Genomic DNA, 25,233 nt, shown 5'->3' with positions numbered 1-25,233 from the left:
CTTCTGAAAAATGATGTGTCCCGGCACGGCAAAATCGTGGGGGATCGGGAAAGGGGCGGCATTATGCCAAAGTGCCATCAGTGAGGACAGGTTTTTTTGACGCCAGCAAATTGGCTTATAAATCACCCAGTTGCCGTCAGTGGAAATCGCGGCTTTGCACCCGAATCCCGTTGAGCAGCGGGCTGAGGTCACTCAAGCGTCCGGCGATCAGATGCCGCACTTCACCTTCTCGCTCCCAGCGGCCATCGACCTTGAGCAATTGTGAGCCCACCAGCACCTGACGCTGGCGCTCGGCCAGGTCGCGCCAGACCACCACGTTGACGTTGCCGAACTCGTCTTCCAGGGTCACGAAGGTCACACCGCTGGCAGTGCCCGGTCGCTGGCGCCCGGTCACCAGCCCCGCCACGCTGACCGGCCGGCCATGCTCGACGTCCAGCAACTCCCGGGAACTGCGACAGCGCCGCGCCCGCAATTCATCGCGCAACAACGTCAGCGGATGCGGCCCCAGCGTGGTACCGAGAGTGGCGTAATCGGTGAACAGGTCTTCGCTGACACTCGGCGTCGGCAGCAGCACATCCGGCTCTTCCTGACTCGGTAACCCGGCAAACAACCCGAGCTGTTTCTGCACCCCGGCCACTTCCCAGCGTGCCCGATGACGATGACCGGCCAGGCCGCGCAGTGCCCCGGCATCGGCCAGCAGCGCCTGGGCGCGACTGTCGAGCCCGGCCCGCTCGCCCAGATCGGCGACATCGGCAAACGCGCCCCTCGCCCGAGCGCTTTCAATGCTGCGGGCATCCTCCTCGCGAAACCCCTTGATCATTCGCAGGCCCATGCGGATGGCCGGTTGCTCGCCGGTGACCGGTTCCAGGCTGCAATCCCAGTCACTGGCGCGTACATCCACCGGGCGGATCTGTAAATGATGCCGGCGTGCGTCCTGAAGAATCTGATCCGGACTGTAGAACCCCATCGGCCAACTGTTGATCAGCGCGCAGGCGAACGCCGCCGGTTCGTGGCACTTGAGCCAGCAACTGGCATAGGTCAGCAAGGCAAAACTGGCGGCGTGGGATTCAGGGAAACCGTAACTGCCGAAGCCCTTGATCTGCTCGAAGATCTGCGCGGCGAATTCCGGGGAGTAGCCATTTTTCTTCATGCCGGCGGCCAATCGTTCCTTGTGCGGCTCCAGCCCGCCGTGGCGTTTCCACGCGGCCATGGAGCGGCGCAATTGATCGGCCTCGCCGGGACTGTAGTCGGCCGCGACGATGGCGATCTGCATCACCTGTTCCTGAAACAGCGGCACGCCGAGGGTGCGCTTGAGCACCACTTCCAGCTCCGGGGACGGATAAGTTTCCTCTTCTTCCTTGTTCCGGCGGCGCAGGTACGGATGGACCATGCCGCCCTGGATCGGCCCCGGCCGGACGATGGCCACCTCGATCACCAGGTCATAGAAGGTTTGCGGGCGCAGGCGCGGCAGCATCGACATCTGCGCCCGGGATTCGATCTGGAACACGCCGATGGTATCGGCGCGGCTGATCATGTCGTAGGTCGGACGATCCTCAGGCGGGATCGTGGCCAGGCTCAAGTCCTGATGACGATGACGGCGCAGCAGGTCGAAACAGCGGCGGATCGCGCTGAGCATGCCCAGGGCGAGGATATCCACCTTGAGCAGCCCGACGGCGTCGAGGTCATCCTTGTCCCACTGGATGATGGTGCGGTCGGCCATGGCGGCGTTCTCCACCGGCACCAGCGTGTCCAGCGGTTGCTCGGAAATCACGAAACCACCGGGGTGTTGCGACAGGTGCCGGGGGAAGCCGATCAGTTGCCCGGTCAGGCTCAGCACCCGGTGCAGCAGCGGACTTTCGGGGTCAAAACCACCTTCGCGCAAGCGCTCCACGGGCGGCGTGTCATCGCTCCAGTGACCGCAGCAGTCGGCCAGCGCATTGATCTGGTCCGGCGGCAAGCCCAGCGCCTTGGCCACGTCGCGGATCGCGCCGGCCGCGTGGTAGGTGCTGACCACCGCCGTCAGTGCCGCACGACGGCGGCCATAACGCCGGAATACGTATTGCAGGACTTCTTCCCGGCGTTCGTGCTCGAAATCCACGTCGATGTCCGGCGGCTCGTTGCGCTCCCTCGACATGAAACGCTCAAACAGCAGCGTGGTGCGATCCGGGTCGATCTCGGTGATGCCCAGGGCAAAACACACCGCTGAATTGGCTGCCGAACCGCGACCCTGACAGAGGATTTTCTGCTTGCGGGCGAAGTCCACCACGTCGTGCACGGTGAGGAAGTAGCTTTCGTAGCCGAGTTCGGCGATCAGTTCCAGCTCATCGTCGATCTGCTTGAGCACCTTGGGCTGGGCGCCTTTCGGCCAGCGCCAGGCGATGCCTTGCTCGGTCAGGTGGCGCAGCCAGGAGCTGGCGCTGTGCTCTTCAGGCACCAGCTCTCTGGGGTATTGATAGCGCAACTCGCTCAGATCGAAGGTGCAGCGGCGGGCCAGACTCACCGACTCGTCCAGCAAAGTCTGCGGATACAACTCGCGCAACACATCGCGGCTGCGCAAATGCCGCTCGCCATTGGGGTGCAGGCGCAATCCGGCTTCCGCTACCGGGACGTGATGGCGGATCGCGGTCATGGTGTCCTGCAAGGCCCGCCGGCCACGGGCGTGCATGTGCACATCACCGCTGGCCACTGCCGGAATCTGCAGCTCATCCGCCAGACTCAGCAGTGCGGCCAGCCGTTGCTGATCGTTCTGTCCGCGATGCAACTGCACCGCCAGCCACAAACGCTCGCCGAACGTCTGCTTCAGCCAGCGACCCTCTTCCACCTCATCGACCGCATCCGGCACCCACAGCACCAATAGCCCCGGCAGCGGTTCGCTGAAGTCCTCGCGCAATATTTGATACTGGCCTTTCTGGGTACGCCGTCGGGCCTGGGTAATCAAGCCGCACAGCGCCTGATAACCCTCGATGTTCTCCACCAGCAACACCAGTTTCGGGCCGTTCTCGATGCGCATCTCGCTGCCGATAATCAGCGGCAGCTCCACGGATTTTGCCGCTTGCCAGGCACGGACGATCCCGGCCAGGGTGCATTCATCGGTGATCGCCAGCGCCTGATAGCCGTGTTGCTTCGCCCGCTGGAACAGCTCCAGCGCACTGGAGGCCCCGCGCTGGAAACTGAAGTTCGACAGGCAGTGCAACTCGGCATAACCCTGGCTCACGCGAACCAGCCCTGCAGCCACAACGGACCGCCCTCACCCACCGCCCGATACGCCCAGCCTTGCTGGCCGGCGCGGTTCTGGATCAGGTAATAGTCGCGGCGCACATCGTCACCGTCCCACCAGCCGGACTCGATGCGTTCCGGGCCCATGAGGATGCGCGCCGAACCTTCGGGCACCGACTGCGGCTCGCCCAACAACCAGCCCGGACGCTGCACACCCGGCAATGCAGGGCAACGCTGTTTGTCATCGGCGTTCTGCCACGCGCACTCGGGGCGATGATCGGCCTGAAAGCGCAGGCCCTGCACCGCGTCATCACCCAGCCGCGCGCGCAGACGTTCGCGCAATTGCTCCCAGGGCAAGGTCTGCTGCGGGCGATCGTCGAACAGTTCCTGAAACTGCGGCACGAAACTTGGCAGATCCTCGGCGCGCAGACGAAAGCCGCGCACCGGGGCTTCGACCTGCACCTGCTCCAATCGGCCACGGGCCAATTCGAAGAGCATCGCCGGGTCACGCTCGGCGCTGAGCAGGCCGACCTTGACCCGCGTGTCCGGCAGCCCGGCGTGCTCCAGGTGCAGATCGAAGCGCTGCACGCCGCTGTCGCGCCCGCACAAAAACGCCGCCAGATCGGACGTCAGGCGGCGCAATGGGAACAGCAGCGCCTGATGGGACTGCACGTCGAAATTGAGTTCGATGCGCACATCGAAGCGATCCGGCGGCAGATAGAACGCCAACGCCAGCGGTCGTGCGCCGAACAGCGTATCCAGATGTTTGAGCATCGGCGCCTCGAAACGCCGGGCCAGGGCCTGACGCGGCAGGCTCTGCACCTGATGAAGGTTGCGCAGGCCCATGCGCGTCAGCGCCGTGGCCACGCTCGGCTCAAGCCCGATGCGCTCGACCGGCAATTGCCCGAGGTGATGGCGCAAGGCATCGCCATCGGGCACCACCAGTCCGTCATAGGCATTGGCCAACACCCGCGCCGCCACCGGATTGGGCGCGGCAACGATGCGGTGCCGAAAACCCAGCTCCGTCAGTTCCGTGCGCAATCGCGCCTCGAACTGCGCCCAGGAACCGAACAGCCCGAGGCTCGATTCGATCTCGAACACCACGGTGCGCGGGTAATGCACGCTGACCTGGGCGCTGAAGCGATAGGCCCAGGCGGCGAGAAACTGCTGCCAGTGTTCGACCTCGGCCGCGTCGTAATCGACGGTGGCGAACCCTTTGCTCATGGCCTGCGCGGCGGTCATCGACTGCCCCGGCCGCAAGCCCAGGGCCCGAGCCGCCGGGTTGACCGCTTGCAGCACCCGACGCTGGGCCGGGCCGCTGAGCAGCGCCAAGGGTTGCTCGGGATCGGGACGCTGACGCAGCACGGCGTCGAGGGCCAATTGCGGGAACAGAATGCAAACCCAGCGCATGGCGACCTCAATGCCCCACGGCGAAGGCAATCGGTGCGCTGCGCGCCAGACCGCCCCGGCACTTGAGCACGCGCAATTGTGCAGGTCGTGCATCAATGGCAATGCGCAGTGCGGCCGGCGACGGGTTGACCGCTTCGCTCAAGGGCCGCCACGCGAATGCCAGGGTCTGGCCGGTTTCCGCCGCCACCTGCAAACGGCGCAAGGCACGGTCATCGGCCTTGTGCGGCCAGCACAGCACCGCGCCGCAACTGCCCGAGCGCAGGCATTGTTCTGCCGCCCACAAGGCATCGCGTTCGCTGGCCTGGATCACCGACAACTGACGCAGATCGACCCCGGCATTGGCCCAGGCCTGCGGATACGGCACAAACGGCGGCGCCACCAGCACGATGCGCTCGCCCGCCACCGACAGCCGCGCCAGGGTCGGCCACACCAGTTGCAGCTCACCGACACCGGGCCCGGCCAGGAGGATTTCGCTCAGCGCCGCCTCAGGCCAGCCGCCACTGGGCAAGGCCGCGTCCAGCGCCGCGTGCCCGGTGGGTTGCGGGCTGGCGGTCGGTGGCGCAGGCCGACCCTTCCAGACCTGGCCACCATTGAACAGCGTATCCAGCGCAACGACGGCCCCCATCAACCTTGCCTCACCAGACCGCAGAACACCCCTTCGATGGCCAGGTCCTGATCGTCCCGCACCACAATCGGCTGGTACGCCGGGTTGCGCGGCAACAGGCGAACCTCATCGCCGACCCGCTCGAAGCGTTTGATGGTGACTTCACCGTCGAGCCGCGCCACCACGATCTGGCCGTTGAGCGCCTCGGGGTTGCGTCGCACGCCGACCAGGTCGCCGTCGAGAATGCCGTCCTCGATCATCGAATCACCCTGCACCCGCAGCATGTAGTCGGGCGTGCGGGAGAACAGCGCCGGGTCGAGCATCAGCCGATTGTGCAGGTCGGCATCGGCGCCGATGGGCGCACCGGCGGCCACCCGGCCGAGCACCGGGACTTCGAGCAGTTCCGGTCGCGCCGGTTGCCCGAGCAGGCGAATGCCCCGGGCCTGATGCGGATTGACCTCGATAAACCCGGCTTCAGTGAGCGCCAGCACATGCTTGCGCGCCACGCTGCGGGAGGCAAAACCAAAAGCCTCGCTGATTTCAGCGAGGCTTGGGGGCTGACCGTGTTCGGCGATGCGTTCGCGGATGAAGGTCAGGATGGCGGTACGGCGGGGAGTCAGAGTCGTCATGGAGTACATTTGTACTCCTGTGGGATTTTCCTGACAAGCACCGCCAGTCAGCTCGATCCAACTTCATCGCGCGGTGCTCAACGGCCACCTGAGTTACGTCAGCCATCGCTCAAAAAACTGTTACCGGATGTTTACAAAATTTTTACCAATCATCTTCTACAGTCAGGAGCACATTCGTATGTGTTTTCTATCGGTAGAGGAACGATTCAAATGGCGTTGGGCAAAGGACTGCGCTTGCCAGTCATCACTCCGACCCGCCTGGTGCTGCTGTTTTCGCTGGCACTGGTGGCGCTGTACAACCTGGCGACCTGGAGGGCGCTGGGAACACTGATCACCCTGCAAGGCGCACAGAAACTGGCGTTTTTCGCGTCCTTCGGGCTGTTTCTGTGGGCGGCAATCACGCTGCTGCTAACGCTGGTGTCGTTTCGCTGGACGTTGAAACCGGCGTTGACCCTGGTGGCTTTGCTCTCGGCCTGCGCGGCGTACTTCATGAACGAGTACGGCATCACCATCGACACGGTGATGATCCAGAACGTGTTCGAAACCAATCCCGGCGAAGCCACCGCGCTGTTCAGCGGCAAACTGCTCGCTTACGTGCTGTTGCTCGGCGTGTTGCCGGCCGTGCTGATCTGGCGCTGGCCGGTGGTTTATCGGCCGTTCTTTCGGGGCTTGCTGAACAAGGTGCTGGTGATCGCAGCTTGCGTGCTGGTGATCGGCGCTTCGGTGGGCGCGTTCTATTCGACCTACGCGCCGATCTTTCGCGAGGAAGACAAGCTCACCCACTTCATCAACCCGACCAACTACATCTACGCGATCAGCAAATACACCAAGCAACGGCTGGGGATCAAAAAGCATTTCGTGGTGCAGGCCATCGGCGAAGACGCAGTCATGAGCGCCAAGGCGGCCTCCCGCGAGAAGAAATCGCTGATGGTGTTCGTGGTCGGTGAAACCGCCCGGGCCGACCACTTCTCGCTCAACGGCTATGAGCGCGAGACCAATCCCGAGCTGAGCAAACTCGACATCCTCAATTTCACCCAGGTGCATTCCTGCGGCACTTCGACGGCGGTGTCGGTGCCGTGCATGTTCTCGATGTTCCCGCGCGAGGACTACAGCGACAAGAAAGGCAAAACCTACCAAGGCCTGCTGGACATCCTGCAACGGGCCGGTGTGCAAGTGCTGTGGCTGGACAACAACAGCGACTGCAAGGGCACCTGCCTGCGCGTGCCGAACCGCGACATCGCGAAGAATCAGCCGGGGCCGTTCTGCGACGGCAACAACTGCCTCGACGAAGCGCTCCTGGCCGACCTGCAAGGCTACATCGACAGCCTCAAGGGCAACGCGATCATCGTCCTGCACGCCGACGGCAGCCACGGCCCGGAATACTACGAGCGCTATCCCAAGGAGATGGAGCGCTTCAAACCGATCTGCCACACCAACCAGCTGGGCAGTTGCAGCCGTGACGAACTGGTCAATGTCTACGACAACACGATCCTCTACACCGACCATTTCCTGGCCAAGGTGATCGAGCTGCTCAAGCGCAATCAGGATCACCTCGATACATCGATGCTGTACGTGTCCGATCATGGCGAATCACTGGGCGAAAACGGCCTGTATCTGCACGCCGCGCCTTATGCGCTGGCGCCGGAGGCGCAGACCCATGTGCCAATGGTGATGTGGTTCGGCAACAACACCCTCGCGCAACTCGGCATCGACCGAGGCTGCCTGCAAGGTAAAAGCAGCCAGCCGGATCTGAGCCATGACAACCTGTTCCACTCGGTGCTGGGGTTGTTCGAGGTCAGGACGTCGCTGTATCAGCCGGGGCTGGATATTTTCCATGCCTGTCGGCCGGCAATGACGGCGGGACAGTGATCCCCTCCAGCTGCGCCAGATAGGCCCACGGGTAAATCCCGCGCTGATGGCCGTCGCTGAACACCAGTTGCAGGCCATAGCCCTGAGCGTTCAATTCGATGACCCGCACACGCGGGTCAACCATGGGCGGCGAGCCCCGCAGGCGAAATGCCCGGCATTGCGAGCACGGGCACTGGCGGCGCAGTTCGGCATGGTCGAGCCACTGTTCGCGGCCATCCGGCCAGCTCAGCCGCCATCGGTGTTCACGTTGGGAATCGCCGACCGACAGCGGATTCATTGCAACTGACTCAAGGCAATCCGTACGGCTTTGCGCACTTCCGGGTCGCCATCGTCCTGCGCGGCCTGCAATGCGGCCACCGCCCCGCGATCGTTCAGTTCGCCGAGGGCCAGCGCGGCTTCCTTGCGCAGGTTGCTGGTGCGGTGGCCGAGGGTGTCGATCAGCGCGTCGAGGGCCGGCACGTAACGCAAACGGCCGAGGCTGCGGGTAGCGCGCAGGCGAACCTGCCAGTAGTCGTCGGCCAAGGCTTCGATCATCGCCTGCATGCGGATACTACTGATCAGACTAAATGCCATGCTGCGTGACGGTACCGAATGGCGGTGACGAATGGCAGGGTCAAGACAGTTGCTCCCACATTGGTATTGAGTGCGACCAGCGAATCAGTGGCGTTTGAGGATCTGATCCATCACCCAATCGGTCTTCAGGGCTTCGGCGGCGACTGCCGGGTGCTGCGACTCACCGCGAATCTGCGCGTTCATGCCCAGTACGTGGTGCCACTGGATGTGGTCGTGATGGGGGATTTGCAGGCGGATGTCGTCATCGGCATGCAGCTCGACCGGATGCTCGTCGAACACCGAAAATCCGATCCGCCCTTTACTGCCGATGATCTCGACCCGATCCTCGCGCCGATCCGCAACAAAACTCCAGCAGCCCATGCCCAGCGCGCCCGAGGCGAATCGCCAACTGGCACTGACCGCATCCTCCGCCGCGTACAACCCGGCCTGATGTGCGGTAAAGCCGGCGACGTCAACGATATCGCCCAGCAGATACTGAAACAGGTCGAACCCATGGCTGGCCAGATCCGCGAAGTACCCGCCACCGGCCACTGCCGGATCGGTACGCCAGTTTGCGCTGCCGTCCAGATCCTTGGGCGATGGTGCCTTGGTCAGCGTCCAGCTCAAATGCCGCACCTCGCCGATTCGCCCCTGCTCCAGCCATTGCCGAACCTGCTGGAAACGCGGCAACGAACGACGGTAATAGGAGACGAACAGGTGCAAACCGGCATCGGCAAACGCCTGCTGCATTTCACGGCTTTGCCCGGCGTTGAGTGCCATGGGTTTTTCCACGCAGCAATGCTTGCCGGCGGCGGCGACTTTAAGGCTGTAGGCGTGGTGGCTGTCGGGTGGCGTGGCGATGTACACCGCGTCCACCTCGGGATCGTTGATCAGGGCATCGACGTCGGTGTACATCCGGGCGATGCCGTGGCGAGTGGCGTAATCGGTCACGGCTTCGAGGCGTCGCCCCATCACCGCGACCAACGCCGAGCCGGGCGCCTTGTAGAAGGCCGGCCCGCTCTTGCGTTCAGCGACGCTGCCGCAACCGATCATGCCCCAGCGCACCACGTTCATGCTGGCGCCTCAGCCGATGCGCAGTGCGCGCAGGTCGAGGTGGCCGTTTTGCAGCGGCGGGCACCAGTAGTAGCCGCCGGTGATCGGCCGGCTGATGCGGTACAGACCGTCGGTGATGCCGTCTTCCAGACCGCTCATACGGCGCAGTTGTGCTTCGAAGGCATCGAGGGAGAAGCCGAACGCGAGGAACATCAGACCGGCGCGGTCGCCTTCGATCCACGGCATCGAACGGCGCACGACGAAGGCTTCCGGGGCGAAGCTTTCCTGGGCGGTGCGCTTGACGTGGGCGGACACCGGGGCGTCGTCGATCTCTTCGTTGTCGCTCAGGCGACGGCCCATGATGTTGTCCTTGTCTTCGGCGGACAGCGCATGGAAACCCTTGAGGTCGTGCTGCCACTGCTGGATCGCGGCGAAGCTGCCTCCGACCAGGCCGTCAGCGCCTTCACTTTGCAGTGCGGCGGCGATGGCGGCTTCGTCATGGGGGTTTTCGGTGCCGTCTTCATAACCGGTGAGGTCATGGCCGTCCTTGTGGCGGAAGGCCTCCTGCATCTGCACCAGACGCAGCGCCGGGGCCAGTGCGGCCTCAAGGGCGGTGCTGCGGTTGAGCAGTTCGCCACGGTCGACGCCGTGCAGCCAGACCCACAGGGCGTGCTGGGTCGACGGGTTTTCCACGCCGACGCCGGTCAGCGCCGGAAAGCTGCGCAGGCCGTCGATGTGCACATTCAGGGCCTTGGCCAGGGACTCACCGAAACCGACCACCGCCGACTTGCCGTCCACCAGGCTCAGCAGGTTGTTGATCGCCTGCGGCAGCGCTTCAACCGACTCGAGGGCGAAAAACAGGTGACGAGCTTGCGGCGGAACAGGGGTGGCGAGAATGCCCGGCTGGTAGTAACTCATGTCGACTCCTTGGAAAGAGCGCGGAGTTTAACTGTAGCCGGAGGATTTGTGTGGGATCAGATGACGCACTCGCTGCGCCACGCACTCGGGCTTTTGCCCGTCCAGCGCCTGAACGCCCGGCGAAAACTGCGCACGTCGCTGTAGCCGACTTCCTCGGTAATCCGCTCGATCGGCATATCAGGATTGGCCAACAGACTCATCGTGCGCGCCTGACGCACTTGCTCAAGCAACGCCTCGAACGTCAGCGAGTGCTCGGTCAGGCGTCGGCGCAGCGTACGGCTGCTCATGTTCAGGTCACCAGCAATCTTTTCAATATGGCTGCCCCGACTCAGGTCTCGGGCAATCGCCCGCTCCACGGCCTGGATCAGATCGAGTTTCTGGTGAACCTGCGCCGCTTCCAGCTCCAGCAGCTTCACCGCCTGACGCAGCGCCAGCGAATGGTGGTTGGGCAGGTTCACATCCAGCCACTGCACATCGATCAGCATCCGATTGTGCAGACAGCCGAAACGTACATCCGGCCCCAGCAAGCGCCGGTATTCATCGATGTAATCCGGCGCGGCGTGCATGAACTCCACGGCAATCGGCTTGAACGTCTCGCCCACCAGCGCCCGGCCATAGACCAGCAGGCTGGCGAAAAACTCTTCCACCGCAAACACCTGCACCTCGGCAAACGGCAGCCGGCATTCAACGTCGACATACACCTGATCGCCCACCACATCGACGCTGGAAACGACGATCCCGCCGGAGGTGTGTTGATGCCGAACGCCAATGTCGAACGCATCGCGCAGGGTCTTGCACAGCGACAGCACATGCCCCAGCAAACCGAGAGTCCCGAGCACGTTCTGCGCACCGACCCACAGGCCCAGCCCCTGATTGGGCAAAACTTTAAGCGCACGCTGGATCATGGCCACGGCCTGGCGATAGGAAATCCGCTGCGCCGGATCCTGCAGGTCTTCGACATCAAAACCCAGGCCACGGCACAGGCTCTGCGGCTCGATGCCCTTGTTGGCGGCGACTTCGGCCAGGGTTTGCAGGAGAAACGGCGACACCAGCGCCAGTTCGAAGGTCGGGTCTTGGACTTTTACGTTCATGGAGGCTGACATTCCGGATCACGCTGAATTGTTATTTTTGTAACCGGTTATGTCGAAGGAAGTTAGCACAGGGTTCGCGGGCTGTCCGCAGAAGTCCCCTTCCGTGTCCGCCAATACCCTGCCCTGTTGTGCGCCAAGGGCTTATTTCTATCGTGGCCGGGCACCCTGCGTGCCGGCGTTGCGCCCAAAACACAATAATAATGAGGACGGACATGACCCCGAACCGCGCGACATTCCCTGTGCGACTGGCGCTGAGCCTGCTCGGCTGCGCTGCGACCCTGCCGGCGCTGGCCACCGAAGCCGGCGTCGACAACATCGGCCCCGGCACCGACGGCTTCTTCATGCTGCCGCTGGAAGTCGACAGCCTTCCGGAGAACATGGTCGCCTTCAACCTCTACTACAACCACTACAAGTCGCGAAAGCTCAACATCAGCTCGCTTGGCGGCAAGGTGCCGAATGTCGAGATCGAATCCACCGCCGTCATTCCGCGCCTCGATTACCTGAGCCCGGTGCGGATTTTCGGCGGGCGCCTGGCCGGCTACATCGCCCAGCCGTGGCTCAAGCAGGAAGTCTCGGTATTCGGCCTGAGCGACACCCGCGAAGGCATGGGCGATACCACCATCGCGCCGATCATCCTGTGGGACATGGGCAAGGACCTGACCCTCGGCGCTGCCGTGGAAATCACCGTGCCCACCGGTGAATACAGCGTCGATCGACTGGCCAACACCAGCAACAATTTCTACACCTACAAGCCGCTGTTCTCGTTCACCTGGCTGCCGACCGAGCGCACCGAGGTGTCGATGAAAACCACCTACAGCTTCAACGAGAAAAACAAGGACACCGACTACAAATCCGGGCAGATCTTCCACTTCGATTACTCGGCCAGCTACAAGATCACCGACGACCTGATGCTCGGTATCAACGGCTACTACCTCAAGCAGACCACCGACGACAAACAGTTCGGCCACACCGTGCAATTCGCCGGCGAGGACGTGAACGACGGCGTGCGCGGCAAAGTCTTCGCCATCGGCCCGGCGCTGCACTTCACCTTCCTCAAGTACGCCAGCGCCGAGATTCGCTGGGCCAAGGAGTTCGACGTGGAGAACCGGCCAGAGGGGGAAATGTTGTGGGCGAAGGTGAGTATTCCGTATGCTTTTTAAATAAAAGAACCGCAAAAAAAGGGCGGCCAAACGGCCGCCCGAAGCGTACTGCACGAGAGTTCTTTACAACGTCAGCTGCCCTCGCTCCTCTTCGGTCAGCTGCTGTTTCGCCTGTTCATCCAGCGCGCCGGCGCCCAGCACCTGCACCGGGCTGTTGGGGTTGTAGCCCGGCGTCGGTGCGCGGCTGGCGCCATCGCGAGTCGGGGCCAGTTGTTCGTTGCCGAAGCTCAGTACCTGCACGGTGAACACCGAGGCCTGGTTCTGACGCGATGCAGCTTGTTGCTGGCGGGCGACATCTTCCGCCGCCTGGGTGGCCGACGACGCAGCGGAACTGGCCGAGGTGATCGCCCCGGTGTTGACCGCCGAGACCACCGGCACGCCGGTCGCCTTGCCCTGCACCGAGATGTTGGCGGCGTTGACCACCGTCAGCGCGGCGATGTTGACGTTGCCCGACACGCGAATCCCCGCCTCGCCCGCATCGATGGTGCCCAGCGGCGCGATCAGGTCGATGTCCCCCGGGGCCACTTCGGCAATCGGGTTGAGCGTGGCAATACCGGCGCCGGTGCTCGGCACCGATGGCGACAGGGTCACGTTGCCCCAGTTGTCGTACACACGTTTCGGCGGGGTGTAGACCACGGTGGTTTTCGAGCCGCGACCGGCGTTGATGTCGCCCTCGGCGGACCAGCCGAGGATCGAGCCGCCAAACGTGGTCATGATCCGGCTCTGCCCCAGCAAAATGCTGCCCTGGGAGTAGAGCTGAATGTTGCCCGAACCCTGGGTGATGATCCCCGCCGTGGACGGTGGCGCCGCGCCTTCGATGCCGAACACCTGACCGCCACCCGGCGTGAGCATCTGGATATCGCCACCGAACAGCGTCTTGACCCCGGCACCGCCATAAAGCGTGATGTCGCCGTCGTAGCGGATCGGGTTGCCGGCCACATCGACGGTCGGGAACAGCGAAGCAATGGCGTTGCGACCGCGCAGGTAACTGCCCTTGCGCGGGCCGTCGGCGTCGTTGTATTCCAGACCACCGGCACGCAATTCGGCGAAGTACACCTGACGGGCGAAGATCGCTTGTTCGGCACTCGGCAGCGCGGCGAAGAAGGCTTGCGCCTGCTCTGCGTTGCCGCTGAATCCGTAGCCGAGGGTCAACCAGCTCTGCAGCTCGTCGAGGTAAGTCTTGACCACTTTGCCCGGTTGGCCATTGAGGGAGGCGTTCGGATCGGCCATGTTCTGCGGGCTCAGGTAACGGGTGATGAACCGCGAATAATCCGGCCCTTGTGCACCCACACCAGCCTGCAACACCACACTGGCGCCCGCTCGCTGATCACCGGCCACCAACGCGCCGAGGCTGGTGATACTGGCGCGATCCTCCATCAGGATGTTGCGCCCGGCATTGATATCAAGAACGCCAGGGCCCGCGATGTCGAAGCTGCTGTAGAGAATGTCGCGCCCTGCCGATACCCGCGAAACGTCTCGAGGGTCATCGTGCACGAACAGGTTGCCGGTCGAAGTGATGCTCTCTGTCGGCGGTACGCCCATCTCGGCAGCAGACACGGTCGTGGGGTTGCCCAGGACAGTGCCGGACGCCACGACATCGCGCCCCGCCAGCATCCAGACCGGACCTGCCGCTTCGTGCCAGGTGCGTTTCGACAGGCTGAACGTCAGCGTTTCACCGCTGCGAACGCCCACCAGATCGCCGGTCAAGGCATAGAACCGTGCCGGTGCCTGAACGTCACTCAAGCCCGAATAGCTGTTGGCGCCGAACGCGAATAATGGATAGCGCAGGTTCTTGTCCGGCGACACCCCGTCGCCGTTGCGATTGCTCATGATCGGTGTGGCCGACATGTTGTTGCCGTAACCGTTGAAGGCCGGCGCAAATGGCGTCGCGATGGCCAGCGGACTGGCGCCCGACTGATTGATCGCATAGCCGCCGGCATAGATCGAGTCCTGCGCCAGCAACTCCAGTTGCCCGCTCCTGGAGGGTGCCAGCAGCAGCGAATACTCGGTTGCCGGCACTGTTCCACTGCCCTGGCTGTAGACCGCTGAAGGTCCGGCATAAATCGAACCTTGCGCCGCCACCGCCCGCAGGATCGACGGATACACGAAGCGTCCGTCGGTCGGCGACGTATTGCGACCGGTGACAGGGCCCTGACCCGTCACTTCGCCCAGTTGAGTGCTCGGTGTCAGGTTGCCTCCCGCCGAAAACAGGTCGATGGCTGTGTGATCGGTCCACAACGAGAACCCCGTCAAGCCACCCCCCTCATGCACGACACCGTCGGGTGTAGTGAACGGCGTGGAGTTCTGCAGCCGCACCCGACCCGGGTCCGCCGCCCCGCCCAGCACCAGATCGCCGCGCGTGCTGAGGCTCATCCCCGAATCCCCCGGAATCAGCACCAGCCCGCCGGAAGCGCTGCCCATGGTGGACGTGAACGGGTCGAACGGGCGCACTTCGCGAGGATCCTGGGTCGAGGCTGCGGCGCCATATTGCAGATTGATCCCGCCCAGCGCGCCGCCGGTCAGTCGCGCGGCACCGCGCAGGTTGATCAATGCACCTTGCAGGTCGTGTTGTGCGACACCGATACCGTTTTCTCCGGCCCGGGCCTGCAACGACGGGTTGATCGATCCGCCGATGCGGATGTCCATGTCGCCGCCACCGGTCAATTGCAGGCTGCCGTCGCTGCCCACGCGCCCGGTGCTGCCGACCGCCACGACCAGCCCCTGCCCGCGCGGATAAAGGTTGGCCTTGTTACCGTCGCCCATCGCCTTGAGCATGCCGGCATCGGCCCCGGCACGCAGGCTGATATTGCCGCCGCCCAAGGTGCCGAAACCGGTGAAACCGACCAGGTACGGCCCCGTATCAACACTTTGATCCGGCAACGGTTGCGTCGCGTAGCTGCCAAAGTTGATCCACCACGCCGTCGGCACATCACTGTTGCCGGTGCCCTGACGCCAGAGCCAGTTGCCCACGGCCACACTCGGCACCTGCTCACGGGTGTCCATGGTTTGCGACAAACCGCGACGCCCCAGCACATCGCCCGAAATCGAACCGCCGGCATTGATGGTCAGGTTGCCGCCCATTTGCGGGTACCAGGCCTGATACAGGCTGTCGCTGCCACTGACCCATTTTTCGTAGGCGCCGCCGGCACTGCCCAGTACCGAGCCGTTATCCGACAGCCGTCCGCGAGGCTGATTGAAGCGCGGATCGATGTCTTGCGACTGAGTGCCGGCGGTATACACGCCGTACGGCGAATCCATGCTCAGATCGCCGGCGGCGAGCACGTCCAGATCGCCGGTGCCGGTCCGCAGCACACTGAACATCTGTGTGTGGGTCTTGACTGTGGTACCCGGTTTGTTTTCCACGCACAGTTCCGGGAATGCACCACACCAGGCCAGCACGTCATCGTCGCTCATCGGCGAGCCAGGTGGCATGCCCATCCAGTTGTCCGGCGCCCAGACCCACCGCGGGGCCGGCACACAGGAGTTCGGCGCCCAGTCGCACCACATCATTTGATCCTCGGGGACAGGGTCGCCCGGCGTGAAGCCGCCCAGGTTGCCCTCGCCCCAGACCAGGGTCGGTGGTTTTTCGGTGACAGTCAGGCCGTAATGGGTGTCGGCCAGGCGCAGGTGGCCATCGCTGGATAGCGGTTTGATCGCCCGGCTGTCAGCGGCGCCCAGATCGGCCCCCGCCACCACGCGCATCGACCACGACGCGCTGCCGGCCGGCAACAGGCTGGCGACCGCCCAATTGCGCCCCTGAGTCGTGCCGGTCAATGGCCGCAACTCGATGAACGCCGTGCCGTCCGCCAGCACGACATGGGTCATCGACGGAATCAGCGAGCCGCGCAACAGGGCCAGCGAGCCGCTCAGGCGCACGCCCTTGATCCCGTTGTCGCCGGCCTCGACGCTGCCCGGCAGCGGCACGCCCTTGGGCCAGCGCAGGGCCTGCAGCGCCGTTGCGTCATTCAAGCGGATACCCGCTCCCAGCCGACTGCCCGCAGGCAAGGTCACGCTGTCGGCGAGCAGCGTGCCAGCGGCATACAGCACGTTGCCCGCAGCATCGCGAACCGAGCCGGCGAGCACCGTGCCGGCGCCGAAGGTGTAAGGCGCCGCCAGCGTCGCCTCGGTCGGTAACAGTGTGCCGCTGGCCAGCGTCGTCGCTTGCAACGGCAGGTCGTAGTTCAATGTCGCGCCCACCGGGAACACCGTGCCGTCCGCGAGTGTGACGCCCGCCCCCGGCACGATCAGATCGCCGCCGAACGGCTGAATCCCCGGCAGCAATTTCCAGCCGGCATCGTCCACGGTCTCCGGCGGCGGTGCAAAACCGTCGTTGAGGCTGCCGTGGATATCGAGGTTGCCGCCCGCGCGAATCACCAGGTTACCCGCCTCGCCCGAGCCGTAGACCGAAGTCTTCTGCGTATGGGGGTTCAGGCTGGCATAGCGGTAACCGGACAAGTCCACATCACCCTGCACCACCAGATCACCGTCGGCGGTTTTGCTGGCGATCTCGACCCCAGGCCGCAGATGGAAGGCGTCGGCATAAGAGGCGTTGTTCAGGCCGGCCAGTTTGTTATTCAGCAGGTTGCTGTTGGCCAGCGCCGCGTCGATGAACGCCGTGCTGTCACCGTGGATGCGATCGAGGTACGCCTGATCGATCACCTGATACGGACGTCCGCTGGCCGCCGGATCCGTGCCGTCGCTGGCATCGGTGTAGCGTCGTGTGGCGTTCAGAGCAATCGAGCGCGCTCCCTGAATGCTCAGGGCACCGCCGGCATCGATGGCAATGTCACCCGTCCCCAGACGTGGGGCGTTCAGCTCGAGCGTGCCGCGCAGCAATCCGTCGGACTGCCCCGGCAGAGTGCCGCGAACGGCCTCGGTGCCATGGCGCAAATCGATGCGCGCACCGCTGCCGAGCGTCAGCAGGCCTTGTCCGGCGTTGAGTTCGACCATCGCCCGGTTCGGGGCGTCGATGATCTTGCCGTAGCTGTCGACTCGCAGCACGCGACCATGGGCGTCAAGCACCGCATTGCCCGCGACGGTCAGGCCGTTTTGCGCCGACAGGCGAATACTGCCGACCCGTTCGCCGCTGGCATCGATCAGGCCAGCCACCGTCAGCCGTCCATTGTCCACCGACACATTGACCTCGCCCGCCTTGAGCCCGTCGCCGATCAACAGATCGCCTTGCTTGAGCTGCAAGCTGCGGCTGCCGAAGACCTGCCCCGCGTTCAAGCGCTGATTGAGGGCCGCGAACTGCTGGCTCGGATCGCCATTGAGGTGCTGCGCACGGATATCCACGCCACCGGACTTGTAGGGCACCCGCGTGCCGCCGGCATCGTAGTCGCCGCTGCTGGCACCGAGGATATCGCCTTGCAGATCGACCATGCCGGCATCGGTGGTCAGCGCAACCGCACTCAGGGTACCGGCCTGATGGTTCTGCGCCGACAGATCGATTCGCGAACCCGCCGCCTGGCGGATATTGCCGTGGCTGCTGTACAGCGCCACATCACCGCCCCAGCTGTACTTGTTCACATCGTTGAACGGCAAGGTGCGACCGGCCATGTCCAGATACGCGCCACTGGCGAGGGTCAGATCGTCCTCGGACTTGACCACCAGTTTGCCGCTGGCCAGGGCGATGCGACTGTCGAGCAAGACATTGCGCGCATCGAGGGTCAATTCGGCTCCCAGCGCATTGGCGGCCGCCGCTGTACCGGCCCCCGTCAGAGTCAGGTTATTACCGGCCTTGAGCAGGTTGACCGAGCCCGCCTCTCCCGTCAGCAACGGCGTGCGCAGTGTGAGATTGCCGCCGCTGTAGGCATAGCCGTTGACCGGATCGAAAGCGCCCTGCGTCTGGTACACCGCCAGGCTGCCCTTGTGGTTGGCGGTGATGCGATCACTGGCAGAGAGGTTGACGTCGGCAAAACCCAACACCAGACGTTTGTTCTGGTCCAGACCACTGGCCTGCGGATTGGCGCCGTAGCCGAACTCGATGCGTTGCGCCTGAATATCAAGCGAGCCGCGACCGGTGCCGGCGCCGCCCGTAATCACCGCGCCGGGATCCTGAGTCGCACCGTTCCAGATCAGATTGGCGGTGCGAATGGACGCGACGTCACCGCTTTCACCCAGGCCGTAAATGGCCGGGGTGCTGAGGATCAGGTTTTGCAGCTTGCTGATACCGGTCTGCGGATCCAGCGTATCGAGGCTGACACTGCCGTAGAAATTGAACGCATCGCGGCTGGTCAGGCTCAGGGTTTCCAGCGCCGGCGCGCCGAACTGGGTATCGCCCCGCAACAGGCGATTCAAGACATTCTGGTTCAGGGTCAGACCGCTCGGCACCCGGTTGCCGGCGGCGCTCAAGGCCTCGGCACTGCCGGCATTGACCGAGCCGACGGCCAGCGTCAGATGACGGGTGCCGAAGCGTACCGCTTCGTCGAGTTCGAATTGCTTGTCGGTGGCAGCGGTAATGCTGCCGTTGGAATAGAGCAGCGTCGGGTTGCTGCACGTTGTCGTCGGGCACCGGCCAATCAGAATATTGCCCGCGCCGGATGTCCTGACCGACGCGTCGGGCGCCAGCACATTGGTCCAGCCGTTCGACACCACCAGCAGACCTGCCGCACCCGGTTTGTAGATGAAGCCGGTGCTGGAATCATAAGGCGCATCGCCACGCCCCAGCGTGTTGATGCCCGAGCCGGCTTCGAGGGTGATTCCGCCATCGGTCCGGGTGGTGCGCAGCAGCACTTCGGGGGCCGACAATACGGCGCCGTCACGCAAGGTGATCGTGGACGTATCACCGCTGAACGCGATGATGTTGCCCGAGGTGTTGTAATCGATCGTCGGCTGCGCGCCGAGGGTCAAGCGGCCGGCGCCGAGCGAGTTGAGGCTGTCGGCATACAGCGACACACCCGCAAATCCTTCAGTGCTCGAATGCCCCGCGCCGAGAATTTCGAAGTTCGCCGCGCCCTGCACCACCGCCGTCCCGACGACGCCGCCCGTGGCTGGCTGGAACAGCGCCTGACCGTTGAAATCCAGCGCGTTACCCGGTGCGGCACCCTGGGACAGATTCAGTCGCAGCGATTTGCCGTCCATTGGCGCCAGGGCCCGAGGCACGCCCCGGCGCAGCGCATCGCTCTGGATGAACTGACTGAAAGAGGTCTCGTTGTACTGCGAATAACGGCGCAGCACATCGGCGGATGTCAGGATGACCTGGCTTGCCAGGCTGTCACGCAGGCCGGTATTGGCAATCGACATCCGCCCCGAACTGGTCCATGAACCATTGCGCAGTGGCAGCGCAGCGTGGGTTGCGCCCGCTGCCGCCTGGCCGTTGACCTCGACCCGGAAGGCTCCCGGCAACAGCGCAAAGGTCGAGGGCAGCAGCGTATAGGTGCCCGCCGCCAGCCCCGGCACGCCGGCCCCGACGGTGATCTGCTGGCCGATACGCGGATCGACCGCCCCCGCCTCGGCGAGCATCGGCGCATAAGCACTCTGATTCCCCGGCACGATGGCATACACCGGGTTGCTGGCCAGGCCCGGCAGGCTGAAGGTGCCGTCACTGGCATTGCGCACCAGCGGGTTGTAGCGGGCATCGGTGGAACCGCCCCGCCCGGATACGAAACCGGCACCGCGCAGATCACCGCCACCCGACAGGTCGATCAACGCCCCACCTTGCACATCGACGGACTGCGAGGTGAGCGTCACGCCGGCGGTTTCAGCGGTAATCCCTCGAAGCAGCACGGACTTGCCGTTGTAGCGATAGTCGATGCCGTCGGTGGTGCCGCCATAAGGCATGACCAACCCGGCGGCGCTGGCCGACGTGAGGCTGCCTGGCAACAGATGCAGTGTCCGGGTGTTGAGAACCAGGTTGTCACCCAGATTGATCATGCCCAGCGGCGCACGGATCACCCCGCCCTGCTCGATATGGGCAGCGGCCAGTGTCAGGCTGCCGAAGACCGAGTAAGGCAACGCGCCAGGCGCCGCGCCGGAGCTGGCGATGCGCAAGGTTCGCTCAGGATTGGCGTCGCGCTGGACACTTTGATAACCCACCCGCACCTCGGCCACGACATCGCTTGCAGGGTAGATCTGCGCGGCACGCAGGTTCAGGTCGCCCGGCGTCCAGAGTTCGGTTTTCTCGACGTTGCCCGTGGGTGCCAGAAAGCGCAGATCGCCTCGGCTGTCGAGCGTGACCTGGTCAAAACCACGCCGCCCGACCTCCCGCGCCGGGCCGCTCAGTTGCACGATCGACCCGGCCGTGCCGAACGACAGACTGTTGCCCAGATCCAGCAGATCCGCCGTGGCGGTGAACTGTGCCGGCGCCACTTCGGTGGTCGGATTGTTCATCACCCGTGGCCGGATATTGCCGGGGGCCTCGAAATACTTGCCCGTACCCGACAGGTGCACGTAAGGCGCAGACAGGTTGATCCGCGCGCTGCCTTGCGAGCCGTCAGCCAGCGACAGGGCCCCGGCATACAGGCTCAGGCTTTGATTCATGTGCAGATCGACGTTGCCGTCGAACGACAGCAGACCGTTGCTCAGCACTCTCAGGTTGTCGAACCCGCCGGACATCAACTGATCGGCGCCCAGACGGGCACGTCCGTATTGCAGCGCTGGGGCGGCTTCGCCCGCTTGCAGGCTGGCCGGCAACAGCGACGGGCCTGCGTTCTGGCCGATGACGATTTCCCGCGGCACGCGAACCTCGTTACTGGCATCGCTGCGCAGATAACTCGGCGTCTCCAGGGCAATGTCCAGTCGCCCGCCCGCCGCCCCGGCACCACCGGCCGCAGCCCGCAGGTCGCCTTCGATGAACAGGCCGTTGTAGGAACTCAGCGAGATTCGCCCGCCATCCGTGGCCACCCGCGTCGGCCCCTGCCCGGCGATGTCCAGCATCGCCTGTGCGCCGGAGGCCTCCAGTCGCGCACCGTTTCGCACGATCACATAAGCGTCGGCCGACGTGGCCGTGGCCTTCTTCGCATCGATTTCACCGCCGATGATGATCGAGCCGCCCTTGCCGACCTGGCCATACACCCGACCCAGTGCATCGATGCCGGTGGCCACACGACCGGCCACATCCAGCACCGCGTGCTCGCCGATCCAGATCGAACGGTTGTGGGTTTGCCTGTCTGCCGTTTGCGAGGAATCGGCAACATTGATCGAGCCGAACGGCTGCTGACGGATATCGATCGTGCCGCCCCACGCATTCAACTCACCATCGACCGTGAGCTGACCGGCGCTGCGCAGATCGATGCGCTGCCCCGGATCGACACTGATCCGCGAGCCCTGGCCAAGGGTCAGGGCGTTGCGGGTCGGATCGACCAGCGCGACCTCGCTGGAACCGGCCTGCAACACCAGGCTGGCGCCGCCACGCTGGGTCAGTTGCGCCTTGAGCGGGTTTTCCTGATAGAGCGTGGGCGTCCACAATTCCAGCGCCTGCCGGGGTGCGGTGCCACTGACCTGATTGGCTGCCGCGTCACCAAAACGGTACACCGGCATCAAGACGTCAATGAGGGTGTTGTCCGCAACGTCAAGATGATTGAGGCCTATGAGGCTGTAAGCCGAGAACCCCTTGTCGAACAGCTGCGGTTGCAGTTGCAACGTGTTGTCAATGCGGGGTTTATCGGTCTGGCCGATGAGGATGTCGCCCGCCTGAATCAGCAGTCGGCCACCGCCGGTCACACCGTAACCCCGCAGTTGGCCGTTCAGGGTCAGATGGCTGTCACCCGGCGCGGACAAGGCGCTGGACTCCAGTGTCACGTCACCGCCCTTGCCACCGCGAGTCTTGCCGTTGGCCAGAATCGCACCGCCGGAAGACACGTCCAGCAGGCTGCCGGCACCGATCTCGATATCGCCGCTGCTGCGAATCGACACCCCGCCACCGTCCAGGTACGCCAGGCTCGCGGCATCATCCGGATTGGTGCGCAGGTTGCTCCACAGGCCACGAGTGTCCAGTTGTGTCCCTTCAGCCACGCTCACACGAGTGGCCTTGTCGGTCGGCGCGACGAGCCGGGTGTCGGTCAGGCGATCGGTGTTGAGCTGATTGAGCACGTTGCCCAGGTGCAGGCTGCCGCCACGCGCGGTCAGGTCGGCGTTGACCTGCACGTCCGGCCCGTAAAGGGTGATGTCGCCGCCATGGTCGACGGTGACGGCACCTTGCACGTCGATCCGTTCCCGGGCCGCCACTTTCAGTGCGCCCAGTTGCCAGTCGCTGAGTTGGCCGGCATCGAGGTACAGCTTGCCGCTGCGAGAATCAGACACGGCACCGGTCAGATCCCGATCATTGCCGGCGAGCAGACGTTCGCCGCCGATCTGCACCTGATCGAGCAACGGGTTAAGCCCATACAGCAAGCCACCGGAAGCCGCCACGTACGCCGGGTCGTAACTGCCGACAATCAACTGCCCACGCCGCGCCAGTGCCGTCTGACTCTGCGCATAGCCATCGAGCACCGCACGCGGTGCCTGGGTCTGGCACTCGCCCTGATACACCTCGCCAAGCATTTGCCCTTCGAGCACAGCGTTGCGGGTGCCAATCACCAGTTGCCCGGCATCGCGTCCCACGGTGTAGCCCGATTCCCGACGACTGGACGGCGCAATCAACGGGTTGTAGTAATAACTCGTCTGGCCCCAGCGTTCACTGCTGTCTTCATAGCCCTTGTACAGCCCGGTGTAGAGCAGATCCCCAGGCGCCTTTGAGACTTCATACAGGCGCCCGTCGGCCCCGCGCAGCCAGCTCTGGCGAATCTCGCCGCTTTGTACATCCAGCGTGCCGCCGGACAGGTTGATCAGCGAGCCCTTCTCGGTCACCACGTCATTGCCGGCAAAACTCACCATGCCGCCCTGGGCCATCCACTCGCCGATGCTGTGGCCCTGGGTGCCGAGATAACCGCCGACCTCCAGCAAACCGCCCGCCGTGTACCAGCGATCCGTGGCGTAACCGTTGGTGCCGGCCGGGACGTAGACCAGTTCACGCACATCCACCCACACGTCATTGCTGTTGAGCGCCCCTTTTTCGCGATTGACCGAAGCATCACGCTGCTCGTTGCCCTGGACGTTGATCTTGATGTTGTTGGATTCCATCGCGACTTTCACGCCGATGGCACCGGAGACATCGATCAACGCGCCGTCACGCACCAGGCTGCGCCGCTGCGCCGCCACCGCCACTTGCCCGCCAGTGGCCAGGGTGATCGAGCCGTTCTGGAACTCGACGCTGCCACCGCTCTGGATGTCGATGCGCGACTGATCGCTGCGAATCCGGTTGTTCGGTGTAACGCCGCTCAGAGCGGCCTGATGCTGACTGTCGAGGGCGGTCAGGTCGCTGCTGTCGAGCAGGATCGCCGTCGTGCTGCCCTGCTCCAGCGTCACGCGGCCCTGAGCGTCGGTCGCCGGGTTGAGCAAATGGATCGTGCCGCGGGTCGCGACCGACGTGCTGGCCAGCAGCACACCGCTTTGCACGACCTCATGGCCGGTCAGGGTGATGTCGCCGGTCGCGGCCTGAATCAGGCCATTGTTGCTGACCTTGCCGGCAGCACTGCCGGCCTTGAAACCCGGCGTGACTTCGTTGCCGAACGTCGTGGAGAAGCCGTTGCCTTCAGTGCCCGCGCCTTTGCGAATGTAAAAGCGATCCCCCGCGCCGAGCACGGTCTGGCCCCTGGCAGTGTTGATGCTGCCGTCGTTCTGCACTTCGTTGCCGAGCAGCAAGGCATAGCCACCGGCATCGGTCGATTTGGCCGGCCGTGCGGTCTCGATGGACGCACCGCGTTCCACCAGCACTTTGCCGGCCGCGTCGGTGAATGTCGGCTGGCTGCCGGTGCTGTCGAAATACAGGCCGCGATCGCGGAACTGAATGTCCGTGATATTGGCCGCCGCGGCCACCAGGTTGCGCACATTGACCTGGCTGGTGCCGCTGAACACGATGCCGTTGCGGTTGATCAGCATCACCGTGCCGTCACCTTTGATCTGGCCCTGAATCTGGCTGGCCCGCGCATTCGGATCGTTGACCCGGTTGAGCACCGCCCAGTTCGACTGCTGGGCGAACTCGACCGTGGTGTTGCGCCCGACGTTGAAGGTCTCCCAGTTGAGGATCGCCTTGTCGGCGGTCTGCTCGATCTTCACCGTGGTCTTGCCGTCGGCCTGAGTCTGCTGCGGGCCTTTGGCGTTCTGCCAACCCTGCGTGAGGCTGTTATCGACCTTCAGACCGCCCTCGCCCAGACCGTCAGGTACAAACTGCACCGTGCCCAATGCCGCCGCCCGACCGGCCGCCTGCGCGGCCTGTTGCGCGGCAATCGCAGCTACGGTGTTGTTCAGGGTCTGAATCGAGCGCTGCAACTGCTGGTTGGCCTTCTGCTGCTGCGCCAGCGGTGGCGTCATCCCCGGCAATCCGCCCACGCTCGGCCGTGCGGCGGCCGCCTGTTGCGCCGCGCCCTTGGCGGCAAACCATCCCGAACTGAACGCGGTCGCCGCCTCGGCACTGCCCGCCACCAGGCACAAGGCAACCGCCTGCGCCAGGGGCTTGAGCAACCACAGCGCCGGATCGGCGGCCATGCGCTGCTGAGGCTGAACACGGGTACTGCGACGGGATGGGCGAGCGAGCATCACTACGAGATCCTTTTTGTTTGCCACACGAGGCCGCAGGTCGGCTTGCCCCTGCTGTTACGACATAGGCGGTTGGCGAGGGCCGCGACCGAACGGATGTCACACAAACTTCATGAATGAGGAGTAGATCGGCCAAAAAAAATGGCAGCAGCCCG

10 protein-coding genes and 2 pseudogenes are annotated in these 25,233 nt (G+C 64.2%); 2 read left to right on the top strand and 10 right to left on the bottom strand.

Annotation, left to right across the window (positions count from 1 at the left end; translation table 11 throughout):
- Positions 1 to 136 precede the first annotated feature (136 nt).
- From ACKJSM_RS16775 to lexA, 4 genes are read right to left on the bottom strand one after another with little or no spacing between them, the layout of a single operon-like run.
- Complete coding sequence (locus ACKJSM_RS16775) at positions 137 to 3,235, bottom strand: error-prone DNA polymerase (RefSeq protein ID WP_410238326.1); 3,099 nt, start codon at positions 3,233 to 3,235, stop codon at positions 137 to 139.
- Positions 3,211 to 4,626, bottom strand: a complete 1,416-nt coding sequence (locus tag ACKJSM_RS16770; RefSeq protein ID WP_410238325.1) for a Y-family DNA polymerase — start codon at positions 4,624 to 4,626, stop codon at positions 3,211 to 3,213. The genes ACKJSM_RS16775 and ACKJSM_RS16770 overlap by 25 nt, the downstream gene beginning before the upstream one ends.
- A gap of 7 nt (positions 4,627 to 4,633) precedes the next feature.
- On the bottom strand, positions 4,634 to 5,251 hold the full coding sequence (imuA, locus tag ACKJSM_RS16765) for a translesion DNA synthesis-associated protein ImuA (protein ID WP_339487728.1): 618 nt from the start codon (positions 5,249 to 5,251) through the stop codon (positions 4,634 to 4,636).
- A complete protein-coding gene (gene lexA / locus ACKJSM_RS16760; protein WP_236179000.1) occupies positions 5,251 to 5,868 on the bottom strand; it encodes a transcriptional repressor LexA in 618 nt (205 codons plus the stop codon). Before lexA ends, imuA begins: the two co-directional genes overlap by 1 nt.
- 201 nt (positions 5,869 to 6,069) lie before the next feature.
- On the opposite strand from lexA, the gene ACKJSM_RS16755 reads away from it, so the two are divergent.
- Positions 6,070 to 7,728 (top strand): phosphoethanolamine transferase, encoded by a 1,659-nt coding sequence (locus ACKJSM_RS16755; protein WP_410238324.1) that lies wholly within the window; start codon positions 6,070 to 6,072, stop codon positions 7,726 to 7,728.
- A 7-nt stretch (positions 7,729 to 7,735) separates the two neighbouring features.
- Here ACKJSM_RS16755 and ACKJSM_RS16750 read toward each other — a convergent pair.
- The 5 genes and pseudogenes from ACKJSM_RS16750 to ACKJSM_RS16730 all read right to left on the bottom strand — a co-directional run.
- Positions 7,736 to 8,005 (bottom strand): annotated as a pseudogene (locus ACKJSM_RS16750) (DUF971 domain-containing protein); the annotation flags it as partial.
- Positions 8,002 to 8,265 (bottom strand): annotated as a pseudogene (locus ACKJSM_RS16745) (HEAT repeat domain-containing protein); the annotation flags it as partial. The pseudogenes ACKJSM_RS16750 and ACKJSM_RS16745, both read right to left, overlap by 4 nt.
- A gap of 120 nt (positions 8,266 to 8,385) precedes the next feature.
- A complete protein-coding gene (locus ACKJSM_RS16740) occupies positions 8,386 to 9,354 on the bottom strand; it encodes a Gfo/Idh/MocA family oxidoreductase (protein ID WP_339487730.1) in 969 nt (322 codons plus the stop codon).
- A gap of 9 nt (positions 9,355 to 9,363) precedes the next feature.
- Positions 9,364 to 10,251, bottom strand: coding sequence for a Dyp-type peroxidase (locus ACKJSM_RS16735; protein WP_339487732.1), 888 nt, complete (start codon positions 10,249 to 10,251; stop codon positions 9,364 to 9,366).
- A gap of 56 nt (positions 10,252 to 10,307) precedes the next feature.
- On the bottom strand, positions 10,308 to 11,342 hold the full coding sequence (locus tag ACKJSM_RS16730) for an AraC family transcriptional regulator (RefSeq protein WP_236178997.1): 1,035 nt from the start codon (positions 11,340 to 11,342) through the stop codon (positions 10,308 to 10,310).
- A gap of 212 nt (positions 11,343 to 11,554) precedes the next feature.
- Between ACKJSM_RS16730 and ACKJSM_RS16725 the strand changes: the two genes are divergently transcribed.
- A complete protein-coding gene (locus tag ACKJSM_RS16725) occupies positions 11,555 to 12,502 on the top strand; it encodes a transporter (protein ID WP_134022428.1) in 948 nt (315 codons plus the stop codon).
- Between the two features lie 63 nt (positions 12,503 to 12,565).
- On the opposite strand, the gene ACKJSM_RS16720 is transcribed toward ACKJSM_RS16725, so the two are convergent.
- Positions 12,566 to 25,078 carry a filamentous haemagglutinin family protein gene (locus ACKJSM_RS16720; protein WP_410238323.1) on the bottom strand — a complete coding sequence of 4,171 codons (12,513 nt, stop codon included), beginning with the start codon at positions 25,076 to 25,078 and terminating at the stop codon, positions 12,566 to 12,568.
- Positions 25,079 to 25,233: the final 155 nt, after the last annotated feature.

The organism is Pseudomonas sp. PHC1 (genome assembly GCF_046487845.1).
GTDB classification, from domain to species: Bacteria; Pseudomonadota; Gammaproteobacteria; order Pseudomonadales; family Pseudomonadaceae; genus Aquipseudomonas; species Aquipseudomonas sputi.
Note: the sequence above shows the minus strand (reverse complement) of the source record. Positions and strands in the feature narration are given on the sequence as shown.

Excerpts from the sequence above, each read along its gene's own strand:
- ACKJSM_RS16770 (WP_410238325.1), bottom strand. The coding sequence starts at position 4,626 with ATGCGCTGGGTTTGCATTCTGTTCCCGCAATTGGCCCTCGACGCCGTG.
- imuA (WP_339487728.1), bottom strand. The coding sequence starts at position 5,251 with ATGGGGGCCGTCGTTGCGCTGGATACGCTGTTCAATGGTGGCCAGGTC.
- lexA (WP_236179000.1), bottom strand. The coding sequence starts at position 5,868 with ATGTACTCCATGACGACTCTGACTCCCCGCCGTACCGCCATCCTGACC.
- ACKJSM_RS16755 (WP_410238324.1), top strand. The coding sequence starts at position 6,070 with ATGGCGTTGGGCAAAGGACTGCGCTTGCCAGTCATCACTCCGACCCGC.
- ACKJSM_RS16740 (WP_339487730.1), bottom strand. The coding sequence starts at position 9,354 with ATGAACGTGGTGCGCTGGGGCATGATCGGTTGCGGCAGCGTCGCTGAA.
- ACKJSM_RS16735 (WP_339487732.1), bottom strand. The coding sequence starts at position 10,251 with ATGAGTTACTACCAGCCGGGCATTCTCGCCACCCCTGTTCCGCCGCAA.
- ACKJSM_RS16730 (WP_236178997.1), bottom strand. The coding sequence starts at position 11,342 with ATGAACGTAAAAGTCCAAGACCCGACCTTCGAACTGGCGCTGGTGTCG.
- ACKJSM_RS16725 (WP_134022428.1), top strand. The coding sequence starts at position 11,555 with ATGACCCCGAACCGCGCGACATTCCCTGTGCGACTGGCGCTGAGCCTG.
- ACKJSM_RS16720 (WP_410238323.1), bottom strand. The coding sequence starts at position 25,078 with ATGCTCGCTCGCCCATCCCGTCGCAGTACCCGTGTTCAGCCTCAGCAG.